This window comes from Microbacterium sp. H1-D42, from assembly GCF_022637555.1.
Lineage (GTDB): Bacteria > Actinomycetota > Actinomycetes > Actinomycetales > Microbacteriaceae > Microbacterium.
This window is the reverse complement of the sequence record NZ_CP093342.1, coordinates 1632334-1653161: the sequence shown is the minus strand read 5'-3', so window position 1 is coordinate 1653161 and position 20828 is coordinate 1632334. Positions and strand designations below refer to the sequence as shown.

22 protein-coding genes and 1 tRNA gene are annotated in these 20828 nt (G+C 67.7%); 6 read left to right on the top strand and 17 right to left on the bottom strand.

What is annotated here, in order from left to right; all coding sequences use genetic code 11:
• Nucleotides 1-8: 8 nt before the first annotated feature.
• The 4 genes from MNR00_RS07880 to MNR00_RS07865 all read right to left on the bottom strand — a co-directional run bounded on the left by MNR00_RS07880 (nt 9) and on the right by MNR00_RS07865 (nt 1226).
• Entirely contained in the window at nt 9-221 is a 213-nt protein-coding gene (locus MNR00_RS07880; RefSeq protein ID WP_241928598.1) for a hypothetical protein, read from the bottom strand.
• Between the two features lie 17 nt (nt 222-238).
• Nucleotides 239-529: a hypothetical protein gene (locus MNR00_RS07875; protein WP_241928597.1), complete on the bottom strand. Its 291-nt coding sequence runs from the start codon at nt 527-529 to the stop codon at nt 239-241.
• A 52-nt stretch (nt 530-581) separates the two neighbouring features.
• A tRNA-Ile gene (locus MNR00_RS07870) sits at nt 582-658 on the bottom strand.
• Nucleotides 659-686: 28 nt separating this feature from the next.
• Nucleotides 687-1226 (bottom strand): gamma carbonic anhydrase family protein, encoded by a 540-nt coding sequence (locus tag MNR00_RS07865; protein WP_241928596.1) that lies wholly within the window; start codon nt 1224-1226, stop codon nt 687-689.
• Nucleotides 1227-1379: 153 nt separating this feature from the next.
• Between MNR00_RS07865 and MNR00_RS07860 the strand changes: the two genes are divergently transcribed.
• On the top strand, nt 1380-1865 hold the full coding sequence (locus MNR00_RS07860) for a DNA starvation/stationary phase protection protein (RefSeq protein WP_241928595.1): 486 nt from the start codon (nt 1380-1382) through the stop codon (nt 1863-1865).
• A 54-nt stretch (nt 1866-1919) separates the two neighbouring features.
• Here MNR00_RS07860 and MNR00_RS07855 read toward each other — a convergent pair whose 3' ends face one another.
• The 6 genes from MNR00_RS07855 to MNR00_RS07830 all read right to left on the bottom strand — a co-directional run bounded on the left by MNR00_RS07855 (nt 1920) and on the right by MNR00_RS07830 (nt 8446).
• On the bottom strand, nt 1920-3407 hold the full coding sequence (locus MNR00_RS07855; protein ID WP_241928594.1) for an amidohydrolase family protein: 1488 nt from the start codon (nt 3405-3407) through the stop codon (nt 1920-1922).
• Complete coding sequence (locus MNR00_RS07850; RefSeq protein WP_241928593.1) at nt 3404-4045, bottom strand: FMN-binding negative transcriptional regulator; 642 nt, start codon at nt 4043-4045, stop codon at nt 3404-3406. Before MNR00_RS07850 ends, MNR00_RS07855 begins: the two co-directional genes overlap by 4 nt.
• A 44-nt stretch (nt 4046-4089) precedes the next feature.
• A complete protein-coding gene (locus MNR00_RS07845; protein WP_241928592.1) occupies nt 4090-5562 on the bottom strand; it encodes a sodium:alanine symporter family protein in 1473 nt (490 codons plus the stop codon).
• 102 nt (nt 5563-5664) lie between these two features.
• The gene (locus MNR00_RS07840; RefSeq protein ID WP_241928591.1) at nt 5665-6696 is read right to left on the bottom strand and encodes a DNA-formamidopyrimidine glycosylase family protein; all 1032 of its coding nucleotides are present in this window, start codon (nt 6694-6696) and stop codon (nt 5665-5667) included.
• A gap of 1 nt (nt 6697) precedes the next feature.
• Nucleotides 6698-7213 (bottom strand): ribose-5-phosphate isomerase, encoded by a 516-nt coding sequence (locus MNR00_RS07835; RefSeq protein WP_241928590.1) that lies wholly within the window; start codon nt 7211-7213, stop codon nt 6698-6700.
• Between the two features lie 39 nt (nt 7214-7252).
• Entirely contained in the window at nt 7253-8446 is a 1194-nt protein-coding gene (locus tag MNR00_RS07830; RefSeq protein ID WP_241928589.1) for a ferrochelatase, read from the bottom strand.
• Between the two features lie 155 nt (nt 8447-8601).
• On the opposite strand from MNR00_RS07830, the gene pepN reads away from it, so the two are divergent.
• The 4 genes from pepN to MNR00_RS07810 all read left to right on the top strand — a co-directional run bounded on the left by pepN (nt 8602) and on the right by MNR00_RS07810 (nt 14422).
• Nucleotides 8602-11172: an aminopeptidase N gene (pepN, locus tag MNR00_RS07825; protein ID WP_241928588.1), complete on the top strand. Its 2571-nt coding sequence runs from the start codon at nt 8602-8604 to the stop codon at nt 11170-11172.
• Nucleotides 11173-11244: 72 nt separating this feature from the next.
• Nucleotides 11245-12312 (top strand): mechanosensitive ion channel domain-containing protein, encoded by a 1068-nt coding sequence (locus tag MNR00_RS07820; protein ID WP_241928587.1) that lies wholly within the window; start codon nt 11245-11247, stop codon nt 12310-12312.
• Complete coding sequence (locus MNR00_RS07815; protein ID WP_241928586.1) at nt 12309-12758, top strand: globin; 450 nt, start codon at nt 12309-12311, stop codon at nt 12756-12758. Before MNR00_RS07820 ends, MNR00_RS07815 begins: the two co-directional genes overlap by 4 nt.
• The gene (locus MNR00_RS07810; RefSeq protein ID WP_241928585.1) at nt 12758-14422 is read left to right on the top strand and encodes an FAD-binding dehydrogenase; all 1665 of its coding nucleotides are present in this window, start codon (nt 12758-12760) and stop codon (nt 14420-14422) included. Before MNR00_RS07815 ends, MNR00_RS07810 begins: the two co-directional genes overlap by 1 nt.
• A 7-nt stretch (nt 14423-14429) precedes the next feature.
• On the opposite strand, the gene MNR00_RS07805 is transcribed toward MNR00_RS07810, so the two are convergent.
• Nucleotides 14430-15092, bottom strand: a complete 663-nt coding sequence (locus tag MNR00_RS07805; RefSeq protein WP_241928584.1) for a hypothetical protein — start codon at nt 15090-15092, stop codon at nt 14430-14432.
• Nucleotides 15093-15110: 18 nt separating this feature from the next.
• Here MNR00_RS07805 and MNR00_RS07800 point away from each other — a divergent pair, with 18 nt between their 5' ends.
• Nucleotides 15111-15995, top strand: a complete 885-nt coding sequence (locus MNR00_RS07800; RefSeq protein ID WP_241928583.1) for an acyl-CoA thioesterase II — start codon at nt 15111-15113, stop codon at nt 15993-15995.
• A gap of 15 nt (nt 15996-16010) precedes the next feature.
• Here MNR00_RS07800 and MNR00_RS07795 read toward each other — a convergent pair whose 3' ends face one another.
• The 6 genes from MNR00_RS07795 to MNR00_RS07770 all read right to left on the bottom strand — a co-directional run bounded on the left by MNR00_RS07795 (nt 16011) and on the right by MNR00_RS07770 (nt 20779).
• Nucleotides 16011-16490, bottom strand: a complete 480-nt coding sequence (locus MNR00_RS07795) for a thioesterase family protein (protein ID WP_241928582.1) — start codon at nt 16488-16490, stop codon at nt 16011-16013.
• Nucleotides 16491-16504: 14 nt separating this feature from the next.
• Nucleotides 16505-18184 carry an energy-dependent translational throttle protein EttA gene (gene ettA / locus MNR00_RS07790; RefSeq protein WP_241928581.1) on the bottom strand — a complete coding sequence of 560 codons (1680 nt, stop codon included), beginning with the start codon at nt 18182-18184 and terminating at the stop codon, nt 16505-16507.
• Between the two features lie 107 nt (nt 18185-18291).
• Nucleotides 18292-18807, bottom strand: coding sequence for a hypothetical protein (locus MNR00_RS07785; protein WP_241928580.1), 516 nt, complete (start codon nt 18805-18807; stop codon nt 18292-18294).
• A gap of 77 nt (nt 18808-18884) precedes the next feature.
• On the bottom strand, nt 18885-19433 hold the full coding sequence (locus MNR00_RS07780) for a single-stranded DNA-binding protein (RefSeq protein ID WP_241928579.1): 549 nt from the start codon (nt 19431-19433) through the stop codon (nt 18885-18887).
• Nucleotides 19434-19582: 149 nt separating this feature from the next.
• Nucleotides 19583-20104, bottom strand: coding sequence for a peptide-methionine (S)-S-oxide reductase MsrA (gene msrA, locus MNR00_RS07775; RefSeq protein WP_241928578.1), 522 nt, complete (start codon nt 20102-20104; stop codon nt 19583-19585).
• 51 nt (nt 20105-20155) lie between these two features.
• Nucleotides 20156-20779: a LysE family transporter gene (locus MNR00_RS07770; RefSeq protein WP_241928577.1), complete on the bottom strand. Its 624-nt coding sequence runs from the start codon at nt 20777-20779 to the stop codon at nt 20156-20158.
• Between the last annotated feature and the right edge of the window lie 49 nt (nt 20780-20828).

Sequence of the window (20828 nt, the reverse complement as noted above, 5' to 3'; positions counted from 1 at the left end):
TGGAGCGGTCAGTCTGCCCCTCGGCGGCGGGGCTCCGGAGCGGGCGGCACCTGTTTCGCCGCGACGATCGTCGTGCGGTCGATGGTCACGACGCCGCGCTTGCCGTCGACCGTGAGCGAGCGCTCATCCGCCCCCAACAGCATGCCGAGGGCGTCCGTCGCCTGCCCCGTCGGCAGGAGGTAGCGCACGACGACGCGCGTTCCAGGAACGAAATCGATCACACCTGATGGTAGGTCGGTCACGTGAGGTCCAGCACCAGCTCCCCGCGGGCGTTGAGATGTTCCATCATCTGCACGACCTTGCTCTCGTCGATCTTGGGCATCTCCTGATCGTCGAACTCCATGACCAGCGGAATGGCCGGGTGCATCCAGATGGTGATGCGACCGGCAGGCGTCTTCTCCGTCAGCCACGTCATCATGAAGCTCTCCTGGCGGCGGAGCTTCGTCCCGATCACGATCTTCACGTGCGCGAGAGTCGCATCGTCCACCTTGATCGGCGGGCGGGCGCTGTTGTATTCGAGGGTTCCCATGTTGCGCACACTACTAGGCGACGATCTCGAAGACGTCGCCAAGCAGCTGTCTTGGTGGGGCGGGCGGGACTTGAACCCGCGATCGTTGGGTTATGAGCCCACTGCCTTGACCAGCTTGGCCACCGCCCCGAGGGTTCCAGCCTAGCGGTGCCCCAGATCAGTTCTGCGTTGCCGCTGCCGCGTGGGTGGCGGTGTGCTCGAGGTAGATCTCGGCGTTGCGGATCAGCCCGGCGCGCTCTTCGTCGGTGAGGGCCCGCCTCACCTTCGCCGGGACCCCGGCGACCAGCGAGCCATCCGGCACCTCCATGCCGCCCAGCACCACCGCACCGCCGGCGATCAGGCATCCGCGGCCGATGACGGCACCGCTGAGCACGACGGCGCCCATTCCGACAAGCGAGCCGTCGCCGATCGTGCAGCCGTGCACGACCGCGTTGTGGCCGATCGAGACGCTCTCGCCGATGACCGCTGGATGCCCGCTGTCGACGTGCACCGAGACGTTGTCCTGCACGTTGCTGCCCGCACCGACCGTGATGGCTGCCGAATCGGCGCGGAGCACGGCGTTGTACCAGACGCTCGCCCCCGCACCGATGGTGACGGCACCGACGATGCGGGCGCCGTCCGCGACGAAAGCGTCGCCGGCTATGAGTGGCGCCTTGCCTGGGAGCGCGATGACGGATGATGAAGAGGCGGTGGTCATGTAGGTGAGACTACCCTCACTTCCGCGTGATTCCGCGGCGGAACCGCCCATGTAAGCGTTGCCTTCGCTTGCTTGCGGAATGGTGTGAGGTGAGTACCGTTGTAGTCAATGAGGCCGCGATGTCGGCCACGCGATAACTTCCGGAGGTACTTCATGAGCAAGGCGCAGACCATCCCCAGCACCGCCGTCGACCCGACCGTTGCCGCAGCCGCAGCGCAGTTCCTCTCGCCGATCGTGCACAGCATGCAGGCGCTCGTCGTCAACGGCAAGCAGGCGCACTGGCACGTGCGCGGCGCGAACTTCGTCGGCGTGCACGAGTTCCTCGACACTCTCGTCGCCCACGCGATGGACTTCGCCGACACTGCCGCGGAGCGCATCGTCGCCCTCGGCCTGCCGATCGATGCCCGCGTCCAGACCGTCGCCGCCAAGGCGGCCGCAACCCAGGTGCCGGCCGGCTTCACGGCTTCGGATGACCTGGTGCGTGCCGTCATCGCCGACATCGATGCCGCACTCATCGACATCAAGGCAGCGGTCGAGGGCCTCGATGAGGTCGACCTGACCAGCCAGGATGTGGCGATCGAGATCCAGCGCGGCCTCGAGAAGGACCGCTGGTTCCTGATCTCGCACATCGCGGCCTGATCCGGCCCGCACGTCGAGATGCCCGCACCCCTCGGGGTGCGGGCATCTGTCGTCTCAGGCGAGGTGTGTGAGGCGCCCGCCGAGCAGAGTGGCCGTGACGGGCATCCGACGCAGGTCTTCGCGGCCGGCGGTGAGCGGGTCGGCGCCGCACAGCACGAGGTCGGCGATGCCGCCGAGTTCCAGCTCGGTACCGCCGCGATGACTGCTGGCGCGCAGCGCCGCGTCCACCGACACGCGCTCCTCCGGGTGCCACGGCGCGCGATCATCCCCCGTGCGGTGCACGGCCGCAGCGATCGTCAGCCACGGATCGAGCGGCGCCACAGGGGCATCCGATCCGAACCGCACCGGAATGCCGGCGGCGAGCAGCGACTCGACAGGGTGGCTGATCGCCTGCTGGTGCTGCCACAGAGTGCCCACCAGGTCACGGTCGTCGACAGCGTGCTCCGGCTGCACGCTCGCCGCGACGCCGAGCCGCGCGAAGCGCGCCAGATCGGCGTGACGCACCAGCTGGGCGTGCTCGATCGTGCCTCGAGCCTGCGTGTAGGTGAAGGCGTCGAGGGCGGATGCCACGGCACGATCTCCGATGGCGTGCACGGCCACGTCGAGCCCGGCTCCGGTCGCGGTGGTGAGGTAGTCGCGCAGCTCGTCGGGTTCGATGGTGAAGACGCCGAAATTCGACGGATCATCCCCGTACGCATGCGAGCAGGCGGCGGTGCGGGTGCCGAGTGATCCGTCGGTGATGAGCTTGAGGGCGCCGACGCGCACCAGCTCCGCGGTTCCCGCCAGCGACTCCCCCGTGCGCATGCCCTCATCGATCGCGCGCGCGAGGTTCGCGGCGTAGAACGCGAACTCCACCCGGTGCGCGTCGAAGCCTGCATCCGACCTCCGCTGCCAGGATGCCGCGTTCCAGGCCATCTCGAAATCGACGATCCCGGTGATGCCGCGCGCAGCCGCCCTCTCACCGCCGCGGCGCACGGCAGCATCCGCCATCGTGTCGTCTGCGGTGTTGAGCCGCCTCGAGATCTCGAAGGCGTCCTCCTCGCGGAGCACCCCGTCGGCCGTCGGCGCGAAGCCCTCGCGCCGGAACGCCGCCGAGTTCAGCCACACGCTGTGCACATCCATGTTGATGACGTACGCCGGGCGGTCGCCGCAGGCGGCGTCGAGGGCCGCAAGCGCCGGCTCGTCCGGCCAGAGCGCATCGCGCATGCCGACGCCGATCACGCGGCCGTCCGGCAAGGCAGCCGAGGATGCCATCAGCGCGGCCGCCTCGGCGGCCCTGTGCACCTCGCCGAGCTGCACGCGCTCGGCGTTCAGCGCCCATTGCACGGTGTGCACGTGATGATCCCAGAGGCCTGGGATCACGCGGCCGCCCTCCCCCTGCAGCACCACGCCTCGAGCAGGCAGAACGCCGGTCGGGGCGATGTCCGCGATCCGGCCGCTCTCGATGACGAGGTCGACGGGCTCCTCGCCGAACGGCACGCCCGCGGGCCCGGTCAGTCGCACACCACGGACGAAGTCGACGTGGTCGCCTCGGGCCGTCACGCCTGACGTTCCTTGCGCACCTCGTGCGCGCGGCGCATCTCTGCTGCCAGCTCGGCGTTCGCGTACTCGCCACTGCCCTCCAGCGCCAGGAGCACGTCTTCGACGGTGTCGATCGGCTTGTTCTGGCTGAGCTTGCGCTTGGCGACGATCTTCGTCGGAGTGAGTCGGAACCCGATGGTCCCGGCCGCCATGCGCTGCACGAACGCCTCGTCGTTCGGCAGCGTCCACATGCCACGAGGACTCGGCATCCGATTCTCGAAGATGTCGACCATCCGCCCCAGCACCCGCAGGTTCTCCTCTGCTGAGAGGATCTCAGGAACCCCGGTCAGATGCACCGACACATAGTTCCAGGTCGGTACAGCCGCGACGTCGCCGTACCAGCCAGGCGAGATGTAGCCGTGCGGGCCCTGGAACGAGATCAGCAGCTCACGGTTACCCAGGTCGTGCACGAGATCATCCGGTCGGCCGACGTGGCCGACGACGGTCAGGTCGTCACGCTCGTCGTCGAGCAGGACCACGTAGTGCGAGGCGACCAGACCGTCGGTCGCGTCGCTGACGAGCGTCGCCCACGGATTCTGCTCGATCACGCGGCGAAGCTCGGTCGGGTCGGTCATCGCGAAGCTGGGGTTCTGGCGCACCATCCCAGCCTAAGACCGACCCGACCGAGCGGGCCGCGGAGCGGTTACTTGACGACCGGGATCGCCTGCGTCTTCCAGCTCTCGAAGGCCTTGTCCCCGGCCATGAATGCGTCGACCTGCTCTGGTGTCGCAAGCAGTTTCGGGTCGTTGTCGAGGTACTTCTTCGTCTCTCGGGCGACGAGACCCGACAACACGAGCAGACCGATGAGGTTCGGCAGCGCCATGAGGCCGTTCATCACGTCCGAGAATGCCCACACCACGCCGAGCTGCACTGTGCATCCGATGAAGACGACCAGCGAGAAGACGATGCGGAACGGCATCACCGCCCGCCGGCCGAGCAGGCGCTCGATGCTGCGCTCGCCGTAGTACGACCAGCCGAGGATCGTGGATCCGGCGAACAGGACGAGGCCTATGGTCACGATGTAGTGACCCCACTCCCCCGGCAGCCCGTGCGAGAACGCCTCTCCGGTCATCAGCGCCGGGCTGATCTGCTCACCCGTCTCGGGATCGGTCATCTTCCACACGCCGGTCGTGATGATGACGAGCCCTGTGCAGGTGACGACGATGATCGTGTCGATGAAGGTCTGCGTCATCGACACGAGCCCCTGACGCACCGGGTGGCTGGTCTTCGCCGCAGCGGCGGCGATGGCCGCCGAGCCCATGCCCGACTCGTTCGAGAAGATGCCGCGCGCGACGCCGTACTGCACGGCGATGATGATCGCCGACCCGGCGAATCCGCCCACGGCGCTGGTGCCGGTGAACGCATCGGTGAAGATCTCGGCGAACGCCGCCGGCACGCCGCCGATGTTGGCGATGAGGATGTAGATCGCGCCGAGCACGTAGAAGATGATCATGACCGGCACGAGACCGGCGGTGACACGGCCGATCGACTTGATGCCGCCGACGAGCACGGTGATCGCGAACACCGTCAGCACGATGCCTGTCACCCACGTCGGCACACTGAAGCTGTTCTCCATGTTCGACGCGATCGAGTTGCCCTGGGTCATGTTGCCGATGCCGAAGCAGGCGATGACGGCGGCGATGGCGAAGAAGATCGCGAGGAACTTTCCGAACTTGTTCGGGATGCCGCGTTCGAGGTAGTACTGCGGTCCGCCGTTCTTCTCGCCAGCGGAGTCCGTGACGCGATAGCGCACGCCCAGGAACGCTTCGGAGTACTTGGATGCCATGCCGAGCAGCCCGGTGATCCACATCCAGAACAGCGCGCCGGGTCCGCCGATGCCGATGGCGGTGGCGACACCGACGATGTTCCCGGTGCCGACCGTGGCTGCAAGCGCCGTGGTCAGCGCCTGGAACTGCGAGATGTCGCCGTCAGAACCCGGGTCCTTGCGGGTGAACAGTCCGAGACGGAGGGCTGCGCCGAGGCGCAGGAACTGGATTCCACCGAGTCGGATCGTGAGGTAGAGCCCGGTGCCGAGCAGCAGCGGGATGAGCAGGAACGGCCCCCAGACAATGCCACTGAGCCAATTGAGGAAGCCTTCGACGGCCGTCAAATCCATGAGTTCTCCTGACGCTTCGTTGCGGACGGACCCCGCCATCCTATTCACAGCAAGCGGTCAGGTTCCGGCAGCGAACGGGGATTCGCCCAGATCAGAGGCGTGTCAGCGCTGGCAGGAGGGGCACCAGTACAGCTTGCGCGCGCCGATCTCCTCGAGGGCGATCTCGGTGCCGCACACCCGGCACGGCAGCCCGGCGCGGTGGTAGACCCAGTGCCTGTCGTCGCGGCTCGCCATCGCTGCGCGGTAGTCGTCGCCGGTGAGTCCGTCCATCGTCATCATCTGGCCGGTCTCGACGCCGATCGACAGCAGACGCACCCAGTCGCGCCACAGCTCGCGCACGAGTTCTTCGGGAACATCACGCCCGGGCGTATGCGGCTCGAGGCGCGCGCGGAACAGCATCTCCGCCCGATAGACGTTGCCGATCCCGCTGACGACGGCCTGATCCATCAGCAGCAGGGCGATCGGAGTCGGCTTGCGACGCACGGTGCGCACGAAGCGCTCCTCACCCTCGGCGGGGTCCCCGACGAGGGGGTCCGGGCCGAGTTTCGCCACGGTCGCGAGCATCTCCTCGGTGTTCTGCAGCGCGCACGCAGTCGGTCCGCGCAGGTCGGCGCAGGTGGTCTCGCTGAGCAGACGCAGGCGCACCTGGCCGATGACCGGCGGGGGCCACTCATCGCCGTCGTCCGCCAGCCCCTTGGTCTGCTCGGACATCCGCACGTGCACGCGGGCCTTGCGCGGCGCTCCGATGGAGCGCAGCGAGTTCTCCCCCGCGTCGTCGAAGATCGCCTCGCCGGACTCGCCGGCGGCGAGATCGGTGCCGGCTTCGAGGTCGGTGCCGCGCTGATTCGTCTGTCCCATCCGGCCGTTGGCCGAGGCGATCGTGGCGTCGGCGACGATCTCGCCCGCGAAGTCCCACGCCCCGTAGAGACCGAGGTGCACGCGCAGCCAGACGGCGTCGTCGAACTCCAGGAACATCTGCTTGCCGACCGCCATCGCCTGCAGCATCTCTCTGCCGTCGAGCACGGCCGCGCCCTCGGCGAACCGCCCCTGCGGGCTCGATGCCGATACCGGGTGATCCACGAAGTTGCGCGCGAACTGCCGTGCGATGCGGTGGACGGAATGCCCCTCGGGCATGTCAGGCCCGCCCGTCGGCGGAGCCGGCCTCTCCCAGACGCGGGTCGGGAAGCAGCGACCCGTCCTTCTCGAAGTCGGCGATCTGTCGGATCCGCCGCACGTGTCGCTCCTCATCGCTGAAAGGCGTCGCGATGAATTGGTCGATGAAGCTCGTGACCTCTTCGAACGAGTGCTGGCGTGCGCCGATCGAGATCACGTTGGCGTCATTGTGCTCGCGAGCGAGTTCTGCCGTGGACAGGTTCCACACCAGCGCCGCGCGGATGCCGTCGACCTTGTTGGCCGCGATCTGCTCGCCGTTGCCAGAGCCGCCGAACACGACGCCGAGTGCCTCGACGCCCGCCGTCTGATCCGCGATCACTCCCTGAGCGGCGCGGATGCAGAAGGCGGGGTAGTCGTCCAGCGCGTCGTACTCGACGGGACCGTGGTCGATCACTTCATGCCCTGCTCCGCGCAGATGCTCCTGCAGGCGCGTGGAGAAGTCGAGGCCTGCATGGTCGGTGGCGATGTGGATGCGCATGGCACCCATCCTATTCGCGCAGACGCGCCGGACGACGGGTCAGGGAGCGAGTCCGGCGGCGGCCGGCTTGAACCCTGCGCGCACGTTCTCGCAGCAACCAGGACGGCAGACGTCGAAAGCCGGCCCCAGCGCGGTGACGTGTGCGCGGTCGGATGCCGGGCGCCCCTCCAAGCGCTCCTGGACGAGGTCCACGATGCCGGCGACGAACGCCGCCGACACGCCAGGTGTCGGCGTGCGGGCGAACAGCAGCCCGGCCTCGTCGGCGGCTTCCTTCGCCTCGGTGTCCAGGTCCCAGAGCACCTCCATGTGGTCACTCATGAATCCGAGCGGGACCACGATGACTGCCTGCCGACCACGTGCCGGCAGCTCGCTGATCACATCGCAGACATCCGGTTCGAGCCAGGGCTGCGACGGCGGCCCTGAACGGGACTGGTAGACGAGCTCCCACGGCACATCCGCCGCGCTCGGCGTCAACCGCGCGACCTGATCCATCACCCATGCGGCGACGGCCTCGTGCTGCGCGGCGTACGCCCCGCCGTCACCCCAGTCGACATCGCGCGGTCCTGAGCGCTTCGCGTCGTCGATCGGGATGCTGTGGGTGGAGAACAGCACGGTGATGGCATCCGCCGACACGTCCGCATCGAGCCGCTCGCGCACGGCGTCGTCGACGCCCTCGACGAATGCCTGCACGAAACCGGGGTGGTCGAAGAACGGCCGGATCTTGTCGATCGTGACGACACCGTCGTACTCGGTGCCGTCCAGGATCCGGGAGAAGTCCTCGCGATACTGCCTACAGCTCGAGAACGAGCTGTAGGCGCTCGTCGCGAAGGCCAGCAACCTGGTGTGGTCATTGCCTGCCGCCTCGGCGACGGCCTCTTCGAGGTACGGCGCCCAGTTGCGGTTGCCCCAGTAGACGGGCAGGTCGATCGAGCGCGCGGCGAACTCGGCCTCGAGCGCTGCCTTCAGTGCTCGGTTCTGCGCGTTGATCGGGCTGATGCCGCCGAAGGCCCGGTAGTGGTGTGCGACCGCTTCGAGCCGGTCGTCGGGGATGCCTCGTCCGCGCGTCACGTTGCGCAGGAACGGGATGACATCATCCTGTCCCTCCGGGCCGCCGAATCCGGCCAGCAGGATCGCGTCGTAGGCGACGGGTTGTTCGATGTGCTTGGCGCCTGCGGCCGCAGCCGGGGACGCATGAGGGACGGCATCCGATTCTGTGGGAGTCACGGCCGCCATGCTCCCACCTGCTCCTATGAACCGGCGCAAGACATCTGAAATGGCGCCGCGTCGTTCGCGCTCATGCGCGCCTGGCGTAGGCTGTCATGGTTGCCGTCGGCGCCAGCCGCGTCGACGCACGCCGACATCCCCTCCACCAATGGGAGAAATCAGCTGTGCCTGGAGAAAACCTCACTCGTACCGAAGCGCAGGAGCGCCGTGCCGTCATCGACACGCAGTCCTATGAGGTCTCACTCGACCTCACCAAGGGCGCGGAGGTGTTCGGGTCACGCAGCGTCGTGCGCTTCACCGCGACGCCCGGAAGCTTCACCTTCATCGATCTGATCGCGAAGGAGGTCCGCGAGATCACCCTCAACGGTGAACAGATCGACCCGAGCGAAGTATTCGCGGACTCCCGCATCACACTCGGCGGTCTGCAGGCCGAGAACGTGCTGATCGTCGACGCGGACTGCCTGTACACCAACACCGGCGAGGGTCTGCACCGCTTCGTCGACCCCGTCGATGACGAGGTCTACCTCTACTCGCAGTTCGAGGTTCCTGACTCGCGTCGCGTGTTCGCGGTGTTCGAGCAGCCAGATCTGAAGGCGACGTTCCAGTTCACCGTCACCGCGCCCGCGGCGTGGAAGGTCGTGTCGAACTCGCCCACTCCCGAGCCGATCGTGCACGACCCCTCGACGGACTCCGGGAGCCAGCAGGTGGCGACCTGGGGCTTCGAGCCCACCCCGCGGATCTCGTCGTACATCACCGCGCTCGTCGCGGGTCCGTACGAGGCCACGTTCTCTGAGCTCACCAGCTCGTCCGGCAAGGTCATCCCCCTCGGTGTGTACGGTCGCAAGAGCCTCTGGCAGCACCTCGACGCCGACTACATCTTCGACAAGACCCGCCAGGGCTTCGAGTACTTCGAGTCGAAGTTCGGCGTGGCCTACCCGTTCGAGAAGTACGACCAGCTGTTCGTGCCGGAGTTCAACGCAGGCGCCATGGAGAACGCCGGAGCGGTGACCTTCACCGAGACGTATGTGTTCCGCAGCAAGGTGACGGATGCTGTGAAGGAGCGTCGCGTCGTGACGATCCTGCACGAGCTGGCGCACATGTGGTTCGGCGATCTCGTCACCATGAAGTGGTGGAACGACCTGTGGCTGAACGAGTCGTTCGCCGAGTGGGCATCCACGATCGCCACCGCTGAGGCCACCGAGTGGACCCACGCCTGGACCACGTTCAACGCGATGGAGAAGACCTGGGCGTACCGCCAGGATCAGCTCCCCTCGACGCACCCGATCGTCGCCGAGATCAACGACCTGCAGGACGTGCTGGTCAACTTCGACGGCATCACCTACGCCAAGGGCGGCTCTGTGCTCAAGCAGCTCACCGCTTGGGTGGGCATCGACGAGTTCTTCGCCGGAGTGTCGCAGTACTTCCAGAAGCACTCCTGGGGCAACACCGAGCTGAGCGACCTGCTCGTCGAGCTCGAGGCCACCAGCGGCCGCGACCTGCACACCTGGGCGAAGAAGTGGCTCGAGACGGCCGGTGTGAACACACTCAGCCCCGTGATCGCCGAAGACGCCGCAGGCACGATCACCAGGTTCGCGGTGACGCAGACCGCCCCCGCGGACTACCCGACGATCCGTCCGCACCGCCTTGGCATCGGCTTCTACGACCTCGAGGGCGACGCACTCGTGCGCACGCACTACGTCGAGGTCGACATCGACGGCGACCGCACCGAGATCCCCGAGCTGCAGGGCCGTCAGCGGCCCGCCATGGTGCTGCTGAACGACAACGACCTGGCGTACGCGAAGATCCGTCTCGACGAGCAGTCCCTGGCGACGGCGATCGAGCATCTCTCCGACATCAGTGACCCGCTGGCACGCTCGCTGGTATGGGGAGCGGCCTGGGACCAGACCCGCGACGCCGAGACCGCTGCGAGCGACTACATCGATCTGGTGCTCGGCAACATCGGCCATGAGACCGAGTCGACCACCGTGCGCACCACCCTCGGGCAGCTGCAGCTCGCGGCGAACGTCTACGTCACCCCGAGCACTCGCGACGCCGCACGCGAGAAGATCGCCGACGGACTGTGGGCGCTCGCCCAGCAGGCCGATTCTGGCAGCGACAGCCAGCTGCAGTTGGTGATGGCGTTCGCGAACTCGATCACGACCAGCGAGCACGCCGGCATCATCGGCCGCCTGCGGTCCGGCGAGGACGTGCTCTCTGGTCTCGAGATCGACGCCGACCTGTCCTGGCAGCTGCTGATCGGCCTCGCGGCCGCCGGCGCGACGGACGCGCTGACCATCGACGCAGCGCTCGCTGCGGCCAACACCTCGAAGGACGCCGAGCTCGCCGCACAGGCACGCGCCGCCCTGCCGACTGCCGCCGCGAAGGCAGCCGCGTGGGCCTCGCTGATCGACCACAGCGATCAGCCGAACACGATCGTCCGCTCCACGGCGGCCGGCTTCGTGCATCCGTCTGGCGTCGACGTGCTCGGTGAGTTCATCCAGCCGTACTTCGACATGCTGCTGCCGATCTGGGAAGGGCGCACCTACCAGATCGCCGACTACCTGATCGTGGGCCTGTACCCGCGCTCGCTGGCCAACGTCGAGCTGCGCGATGCCACCCGCAGCTGGCTCTCGCAACACCAGGATGCAGCACCCGCGCTGCGCCGCCTGGTGCACGAGAACCTCGCCGACGTCGAGCGCGCGCTCGCAGCGCAGTCCCGCGACGCCGACGACTGATCCGCAGCGCAACCCTGATGAGGTCTCTCCGCACCCAGCGTGCGGAGAGACCTCATCAGTAGAATCGAGGGGATGACTTCCCTCTTCCACGCCGCCGCTGCGGCCACCGACGACCCCACGATCTGGGAGAAGTTCCTCGCGGTCCTGACCGCGATCGGGGGCAAGCTGCTGAACATCGCGATCATCATCGCGGTGTGCGTCGTGCTCTCGTTCCTGCTGCGCCTCGTCATCCGCCGCGTCGTCCACCGCATCGTCGACAATGCCAAGAGCAAGGCCGACGTCGCCGACACCGTCGCGCTGGAGCGCTCGCCGCTGGCCGACATGCGCCTCGTGCAGCGCACGCGCACCCTCGGCACGATCCTGCAGAACATCGTCAACGTGACGCTGGTCATCGTCGCCCTGATCCTGATCATCACGACCATCGACGACAAGATCCTCGGTTCGCTCACGCTCATCACCGCCGCAGTCGGCGCTGGTCTCGGCTTCGGCGCGCAGAACATCGTCAAGGACGTCCTCAACGGCATGTTCATCGTCGCCGAGGACCAGATCGGCATCGGCGACGTCGTCGACCTCGGCCTGGCATCCGGCGTCGTGGAGTACGTCAGCGTGCGCATCACACAGGTGCGCGACGTGAACGGCACCCTCTGGTACGTGCGCAACGGCGAGGTCACTCGCATCGGCAACATGTCGCAGGGATGGGCCCGAGCCATCATCGACCTCGGCGTCGCGCCCGATGCCGACCTCGACCTGGTCGAGAAGACCATGCTCACCACCGCCCAGAGCCTGGCCAAGGATCCGAAATGGCGCACTCGCGTCATCCAGATGCCCGAGGTCTGGGGTCTGGAGTCGATCGACGGGGACGCCCTGCTCGTGCGCGTCGTGATGAAGACCCGCGCCAATGCGAGGGACGACGTCTCGCAGGAGCTGCGCCGCCGTCTGCGCGCCGCTCTGCTCGAGAACGACATCCTGGTGCCGAGCATGCACGCTGTGACCGTCACAGGCATGGACGGCGCTCGACGGGTGCGCGGCGCCAACCCGCCGATCACGCGCCCCAATGCCGTCACCGGAGTGCCGGCGGTTCCCGACCGCGGCATCTGGCGACGCAAGAAGACCGGCGATGAGGAAGGCGAGCAGAAGTGACGTTCTACGACGAGGTCGGCGGCTACGACACGTTCCAGCGCATCGTCGACGTGTTCTACCGCGAGGTCGCACTCGACCCGGTGCTGAAGCCCATGTATCCGGAAGAGGATCTGGGCCCGGCCGCCGAGCGGCTCACGATGTTCCTGGTGCAGTACTGGGGCGGTCCGACCACCTACGGTGAGCAGCGCGGGCACCCGCGGCTGCGCATGCGGCACGTCGCCTTCCATGTCGATCCGGATGCCCGTGATCGGTGGCTTGCACACATGAGGACGGCCCTGGACGAGGTGAAGTTGTCGCCTCTGCACGAAGCCACGCTCTGGGACTACCTGGAACGCGCTGCTTATGCCATGGTGAACACGTTCGAGCCTTCGGGCATCGGCCGTGTCCCGAACGGCCGCACCACGCTCGAGCATCACATACCCACGGAGTCGACGGAGACCGAATGATGACCACCCCCAGTTCCCCCGCCACGGATGTTCTTGTGATCGGATGGGGGCTGGCAGGTCTCGTCGCCGCCACCGAGGCCCTGGCAGCAGGCCGACAGGTGACGATCATCGATCAGGAGCCGCGGACCAACCTCGGCGGTCAGGCGTGGTGGTCGTTCGGCGGGCTGTTCCTGATCGACTCCCCCGAACAGCGCCGCATGGGCATCCGCGACTCGCTGGAGCTGGCCACGCAGGATTGGTTCGGCAATGCGGGATTCGACCGCGATGAGGACGAGTGGCCACGACGGTGGGCCGAGGCGTATCTGCAGTTCGCCGCCGGTGAGAAGCGCAGCTGGCTGCGTGAGCGCGGGGTCGGGTTCTTCCCCGTCGTCGGCTGGGCCGAGCGCGGCGGCAGCGGCGCCATCGGGCCAGGCAACTCGGTGCCGCGCTTTCACATCACGTGGGGCACCGGCCCGGGCATCGTCGCCCCGTTCGCGGCCGCCGTGGAAGCCGGCGAGGCAGACGGACGCGTCACGATCCTGGCGCGGCACAAGGTCTCCGAGCTGCTGCTCGAGAACGGCGCCGTGGTCGGCGCGCGCGGTGCGGTGCTTGCCGACAGCGATACCCCGCGTGGCGTCTCATCCTCCCGTGCGGAGGTGGGCGAGTTCGCGATCCGAGCGGATGCCACGATCGTCGCTTCCGGCGGCATCGGCGGCAACCACGGCCTGGTCCGCGCCGCGTGGCCGGAGCGCCTCGGCACTCCCCCGGCGCACATGCTCACCGGTGTTCCCGCATACGTCGACGGCTCGATGCACGGCGTCTCCGAGGCAGCCGGTGCGAACCTCATCAACGGCGACCGGATGTGGCACTATGTCGAGGGCATCGGCAACTGGGACCCGGTCTGGCCCGACCACGGCATCCGGATCCTGCCGGGACCGTCGTCCCTGTGGCTGGATGCCACCGGCACGCGGCTGCCCGTGCCGCTCTACCCGGGTTTCGACACGCTGGGCACGCTGGCGCACCTGCGGACCACTGGGCACGACCACTCGTGGTTCATCACGTCGCTGAAGATCGTCGAGAAGGAGTTCGCGCTCTCCGGCAGCGAGCAGAACCCCGACCTGACTGGCAAGGACGTGGGGCTGCTGGTGAAGTCGCGTCTCGCGAAGGGTCCGACCGGGCCGGTGCAGGCGTTCCTCGACGAGGGGGCGGACTTCGTCGTGGAGAACGATCTGGAGACCCTGCTCACGCAGATGCAGGCGATGCCGGGCGGCGAGCTGCTCGACATCGACCGCGTGCGACAGGAGGTCGTCGCGCGCGACCGCGAGATGGACAACGACTTCACCAAGGACGCTCAGATCGCCATGCTGCGCTCGATGCGCGGGTATCGCGGCGACAAGCTGATCCGCACCGCTGCGCCGCACCGGCTGCAGGACCCTGCGGCGGGCCCGATGGTCGCGGTGAAGCTGCACGTGCTGACGCGCAAGTCGCTCGGGGGCATCCAGACTGATCTGGAGGGGCGTGCGCTCTCGGCGTCAGGGGAGCCGATCCCCGGGCTGTACGCGGCCGGTGAGGCCAGCGGCTTCGGCGGTGGCGGCGTGCACGGCTACCGTGCACTGGAGGGAACCTTCCTCGGCGGATGCCTGTTCTCCGGCCGTCAGGCAGGGCGCGCGGCGGCTCACGGCTGATCCACGGCTACTGGCCGCCCGTGGTCCGCACCGCCGTGAGCCCCGTCACGGCCGGTCCTCGGCTGAGCACGTGTCCACGGGCGAAGGCGAGCCGCGTCCAGCGGCCCGACTGGGTGATGCGCACCTGCTCTGAGCCCGATATGAACCCGAACGCGTGCGCTGCGAACGCGACACCGCGCGGCAGGCCGAGCAATGCCTCGTCGGGCTCGCCCCAGATCTGCGCGCGCAGCGCCCGGACAGCCTCTTCTCCCGCCCCATCAGGGCTGCCGTGCGCGACCGCAGAGATGCCCCACTGGGCACGCTCTGCGATGATCTGCGCCGGCAGCTCCGCGACCAGCTCCCAGCCGTCGCGGGGTGGCGAGACCCCGGCCCAGGCCGGCGCACGGCCGGTGTCGGGCAGCGTGAGCTCTGTCGGCGCTGCCCCGGCGGTGAGCTCGTCCACCACGATGTCGCAGCGCAGTTCTGGATCGGCGTGCACGATCCGCATCGCGAGCACGGTCGGTGTGTGGTCGAACAGGCCCTGCGGTGCGAGCGCCGCTGCGGTGAGCACCAGCATCCCTCCCGCCCCCTGCAGGCGCACGCCCTCGGACGATGCGGTTCCCGCGCGACCCGCGAAGGTCAGGACGTCGCGGGCGGTCTGGGCGTCGGCAAGAACGAGAGGTCTGGTCACTCCTTCTAAACTAGTCGGATGACCGACGACGAGCGCGCCCGCCGATCCGTGCAGACCCTGCTGACGGTACTCGACCTCTCTTCGTCCGAGGCGCGCACCACCGAGGACATCTTCACCGGCGTCTCCCATCCGATGGTGACCGGCCGGGTGTACGGCGGCCAGGTGCTCGCGCAGTGCCTGATCGCCGCTGAGCGCACCCTGCCGGAGGAGCGGGTGGCGCACTCGATGCACGGCTACTTCCTGCGCCCTGGGGACGCCGACCAGGGCATCACGTTCTCGGTCGACCGCATCCACGACGGGCGATCGTTCTCTACCCGCCGCGTCCAGGCGTTCCAGAACGGCGTGCCGATCTTCTCGATGATCGCGTCGTTCCAGGACGAGGCTCCAGGCGTCGAGCACGCTCAGCCGCTGCCTGAGGGCATTCCGGCGCCGGAGGACGTCGTCCCCGATGACGTGATCCTCGAGGCAGTCGATCCGGAGACCGCGCGGCTGTTCGCCGATCGTCCCGCCGACATCCGACATGTCGACGGACCGCTGTTCTTCGAGGTCTCCGGCGAGCAGGTCGCGCACCAGGCCGTCTGGATGCGGCTGCGCGCCCCGCTGCCGGACGACCCGAGGCTGCATCGCGCGGCGCTCGCGTACCTCAGCGACACCTCCATCCAGGAGTCCATCCTGCGGCGTCACGGCGTCGCGTGGGGCACTCCTGGTCTGAAGGTCGCCAGTCTCGATCACGCCATGTGGTGGCACCGCTTCGGCCGCGCCGACGAGTGGATGCTGTACGTGCAGGAATCCCCGAACGCCCGTGGTGGCCGCGGCCTGGCCAACGGCCGCATCTACAGCCGTGACTCCGAGCTGCTGGCCAGCGTGGCGCAGGAGGTCATGGTGCGGGTGCCGCAGGACTGACCTCCGCACCCGCTGTCAGCGGTGCTGGTAGCGGATCGGCTCGCCGAGGAACGGCTCCCAGACCGCACGCATCTCTGGTGCGATCCTCATCGGTCGGCCGGTGACGGCATCCACCAGCACGATCACCGCGGTCGAGCGCGCGTACAGCACTCGGCCCGCGCCATCGCGCTCGTTGTAGACCTCGTAGCAGACGTCGACACTCGAGCCGCCGATCTTGCCGAACCACATCTCGACATCAAGCGGCCCCCGCTGGTAGGGCACCGGGGCGACGTACTCGATCTCCTGACGGGCGATCAGCGTCAGCATGCCGTGCTCGATCCCGGACGGCAGGACTGCCGTCGCCGGCGCCTGCTCGTCCGGGTTCGGCTTCCAGAAGGCGCGCACGCGCGCCTCTTCGAGAAGCTTCAGCATCGAGGTGTTGTTGACGTGGTTGAACGCGTCGAGGTCACCCCATCGCAGATGGATGGGGATGTGCAGCCTCTGACCCGCTGTCATGCTGGCAGACTGCCTCAGTCGCGCGTCAGCTTGCGGTGCGCGGTGCGGTGCGGGCGAGCAGCCTCAGGGCCCATGCGCTCGATCTTGTTCGCCTCGTACGCCTCGAAGTTGCCCTCGAACCAGTGCCACTGCGACGGGTTCTCGTCCGTGCCCTCGTAGGCCAGGATGTGGGTTGCGATGCGGTCGAGGAACCACCGGTCGTGCGTGATGACCACGGCGCAGCCAGGGAACTCCAGCAGCGCGTTCTCGAGCGAGCTGAGGGTCTCGACGTCGAGGTCGTTGGTCGGCTCGTCGAGGAGCAGCAGGTTGCCGCCCTCCTTGAGCGTCAGCGCCAGGTTGAGGCGGTTGCGCTCACCACCGGAGAGGATGCCGGCCTTCTTCTGCTGGTCCGGCCCCTTGAAGCCGAACTTCGACACGTAGGCGCGCGAGGGGATCTCGATCTTGCCGACGGTGATGAAGTCGAGCCCGTCGGAGACGACCTCCCACAGCGTCTTGTTCGGGTCGATGTTCGCGCGGGACTGGTCGACGTAGCTGATCTTGACCGTCTCGCCGATCTTGAGATCGCCGCCGTCGAGGGGCTCGAGCCCGACGATCGTCTTGAACAGCGTGGTCTTTCCGACGCCGTTCGGGCCGATGACGCCGACGATGCCGTTGGGTGGCAGGCTGAAGCTCAAGCCGTCGATCAGCATCCGATCGCCGAAGCCCTTCTGCAGCTTCTTCGCCTCGATGACGACGCTGCCGAGGCGGGGGCCTGCGGGGATCTGGATCTCTTCGAAGTCCAACTTGCGGGTGCGCTCGGCCTCGGCGGCCATCTCCTCGTAGCGGGCCAGTCGGGCCTTCGACTTGGTCTGTCGGCCCTTCGCGCTGGAGCGGACCCACTCGAGTTCGTCCTTGAGGCGTTTGGCGAGCTTGGCGTCCTTCTTGCCCTGGACGTCGAGTCGCTCGGCCTTCTTCTCGAGGTAGGTCGAATAGTTGCCCTCGTAGCCGATCAGGCGACCGCGGTCGACCTCGGCGATCCACTCCGCGACGTTGTCGAGGAAGTACCGGTCGTGTGTGACGGCGATGACAGCGCCCTTGTAGTCCTTCAGGTGCTGCTCGAGCCAGAGCACGCTCTCGGCGTCGAGGTGGTTGGTGGGCTCATCCAGGAGCAGCAGGTCGGGCTTCTGCAGCAGCAGCTTCGCCAGCGCGACGCGGCGCTTCTCACCACCCGAGAGCGGAGCGACCTCGGCATCCGCCGGCGGGGTGCGCAGGGCATCCATCGCCTGCTCGAGCTGCGAGTCGAGGTCCCAGCCATCTGCGGCGTCGATCTCCTCCTGCAGCACGCCCATCTCGGCGAGCAGGGTGTCGAAGTCCGCGTCGGGGTCGGCCATCTCCGCCGAAATCTCGTTGAACCGGTCGACCTTGGCCTTGATCGCCACGCCGTCCTGGATGTTCTCCAGGACCGTCTTCGTCTCGTCGAGCTCAGGCTCCTGCATCAGGATGCCGACCGTGAAGCCGGGGCTCAGCTTCGCCTCGCCATTGGACGGCGTGTCGAGACCGGCCATGATCTTGAGGATCGTCGACTTGCCGGCACCGTTGGGGCCAACCATGCCGATCTTCGCTCCGGGCAGGAACGCCATGGTGACGTCATCCAGGATGAGCTTGTCGCCCACCGCCTTGCGGGCTCGCACCATGGAATAGATGTACTCGGCCACGAAGCAGCTCTCCTTCTGTCAGCAGGCACGCGGAACAGGTCCCCGGGGGAACCGACTCTCCAGCCTACCCGGCTTCCACGTGGCCGCACGCCCGGACGGGCCCTGATTCACCAGTCGATCGGTCGCGTGCTGCCGACCAGGCAGCGCCCCTCGGCGAGCTGCGGCATGACGCTGGTCACAGGGTCGCCGGTGGAGGGCCCCACTTGGCCGATGAGACACTCGGCGTCGCCCCACGCGACCGAGAACTGCAGGCTCTCCGCCGGGTTGCCGACCGTGCTGAGGTCTTCGGTCACCTGCATCCGATCGCGGTCGAACCCGGCCGCTGTGAGGGCATCGACGTATGCGCGGCCTGAGCCGCGCTGCTCGCTCCCCCACACCTGCGCGGTGATCTGCGCGAACAGCGGCAGATTGTCTGCCGCGGTTCCGTCGGGGACCAGCTGCGGCTCCTGCGCGTCAGGCGGGCTGGAGGCGGACGCGGTGGGACTCGCGGGGCGCGGTGCCGGGTCGGCGGGATCGTCCGCCGCAGTGCACCCTGTCAGGACACCGCAGATGATCGCTGCGCCGACCAGGAACAGGGCCCCGCGCTGCGCGCGAACGGCGGAAGCGGATGACCCTCGGAGCACGCTCAGAAGTCTAAGCGGATTCGCTCGGGTCATCCGCCACCCGGTTCTCACCGCCGCGCCGTCGCGCCGTCGCCCGCCTACGCGAAGGCAGGCTCCTGTTCGGCGGAGTCCTGCTCACCGGACTCCCCGCGCACGGCATCCGACACGTTCATGCCGTGGGCCTCCCACTCGTCGGTCTGAGCTGTCGGCTGCGTTTCGTACCCCGGCGCGTCATCGCGCTCGCCGACCACGGCTGGTGCGCGTTCGACGGTCGTCGTCGGCTTGGGGCGTCGGACGAATGCGCTGGTGCCCTGGCTGAGGTCGTGTCCGATCGCGTCTGCCACGATGTCGGCGCTGGTGCCCTTGCGACCGTCGTTCTCCCACTCCTTCACCTTGAGCGCTCCGGTGAGGATCACCGGGTCGCCGCGATGCAGTGATCCCTTCGCGTGCTCGGCGAGATTGCGGAAGGCCGAGACGGCGAACCAGCTCGTCCCGTCATCGACCCATGCGCCGGTGCTGCGGTTCCAGTGGCCGCTGGACGACCCGACGCGGAAGTTCACGACGGCATCGCCGGTCCTGGTGGTGTTGTAGGTCGGATCGTTGCCGATGTTCCCGGTGATGGTCACGATGGCATTCTTCATCGCCATTTCTGCTCCTCTGTCATCCGGGACGAAGCCCGGCTGAACAAAGCGTGCATCGTGGCATCCGACATCCACGGCACGATTCCCGGGGACGGTGGAGAACTCGCCTCAATCAGGGACCGGTGCAGAGCGAATGCTCAGCGCAGGCATGCAGATCAGCGCAGGTATTCCGAGAAGTGCGCGCGCACCTTGTTCACCTTCGGCACGGCCACGGCGAGGCAGTACCCCTGCGTGGGGTTCTTGGCGAAGAAGTCCTGGTGATAGTCCTCCGCGTCGAAGAACTCGCCCAGCGGCTCGATGGTGGTCACCGGCTCGCCGTCCCACAGCGAGCCCGCGCGCGTTCGCGCCGTCTCGAACAGCTCGCGCTGTGCCTCATCAGCCGGGAACATGGCGCTGCGATACTGCGTGCCGATGTCATTGCCCTGGCGGTTCAGCTGGCGGGGGTCATGCATCGTGAAGAACGCGTCGAGGATCACATCCGCCGGGATGACCTCGGGGTCGAACGTGACCTTGACGGCCTCGGCGTGCCCGGTGGTGCCGGTGCACACCTGCTCATAGGTGGGCGCGGACGTGGTGCCGCCGATGTACCCCGAGACGACGGACTGAACACCGCGAAGCGGACGATAGGCGGCGTCGAGGCACCAGAAGCATCCACCGGCGAGCACGAAGGTTTCCATGTGCTCCACGCTACGCCCTCAGCGGCAGGGCGGCTCCGCGCGCACCCGCGGTCAGTGCACGAACAGCAGCAGCCCAGCCACGGCGACGAACAGCAGTCCGAAGACGGTGTTCATCACGCGCTGCCCGCGCACACTGCGCGTGTAGCGGCGGAAGGGCTTTGCTGCGGCCGCGAAGAAGAACCACATCACGATCACATCGACGACCATCACGGTCGTGATCAGGATGACGTACTGCGGCAGCGGGTCGCTGTCGAGTCGGATGAACTGCGGCACGAAGGCGAGGAAGAACACGATCGCCTTCGGGTTGAGCAGGTTCACCCAGAATCCGCGGCGGAAGATCGACCAGGCGTGCTCCCTGGGAAGCGGTGCGTCGGCGTCGGCCACGGCCTGCGGCCGCGCGATGATGAGTTGGATGCCGAGATAGACCAGGTATGCGACGCCGGCGTACCGGATGATCTCGAACAGGATCGGTGACTGCGAGACCAGCAGTCCGACACCTGCGGCGACGATCACGACGTGCACGATCAGCGCCGCCTGCTGCCCGAGCACACCCCAGAACGACCTGCGCCAGCCTTGATTGAGGGCATTGCTCATCGTATTGATCGCCCCGGCTCCCGGAGTGAAGCTGATCACCACACACGCTGCCAGCAGCGAGAGCCAAACGGTCCACGTCACCAGCACAGTGTAGGGATCCAAGGACCTCGGCGTGGAATCGAGGCAACGT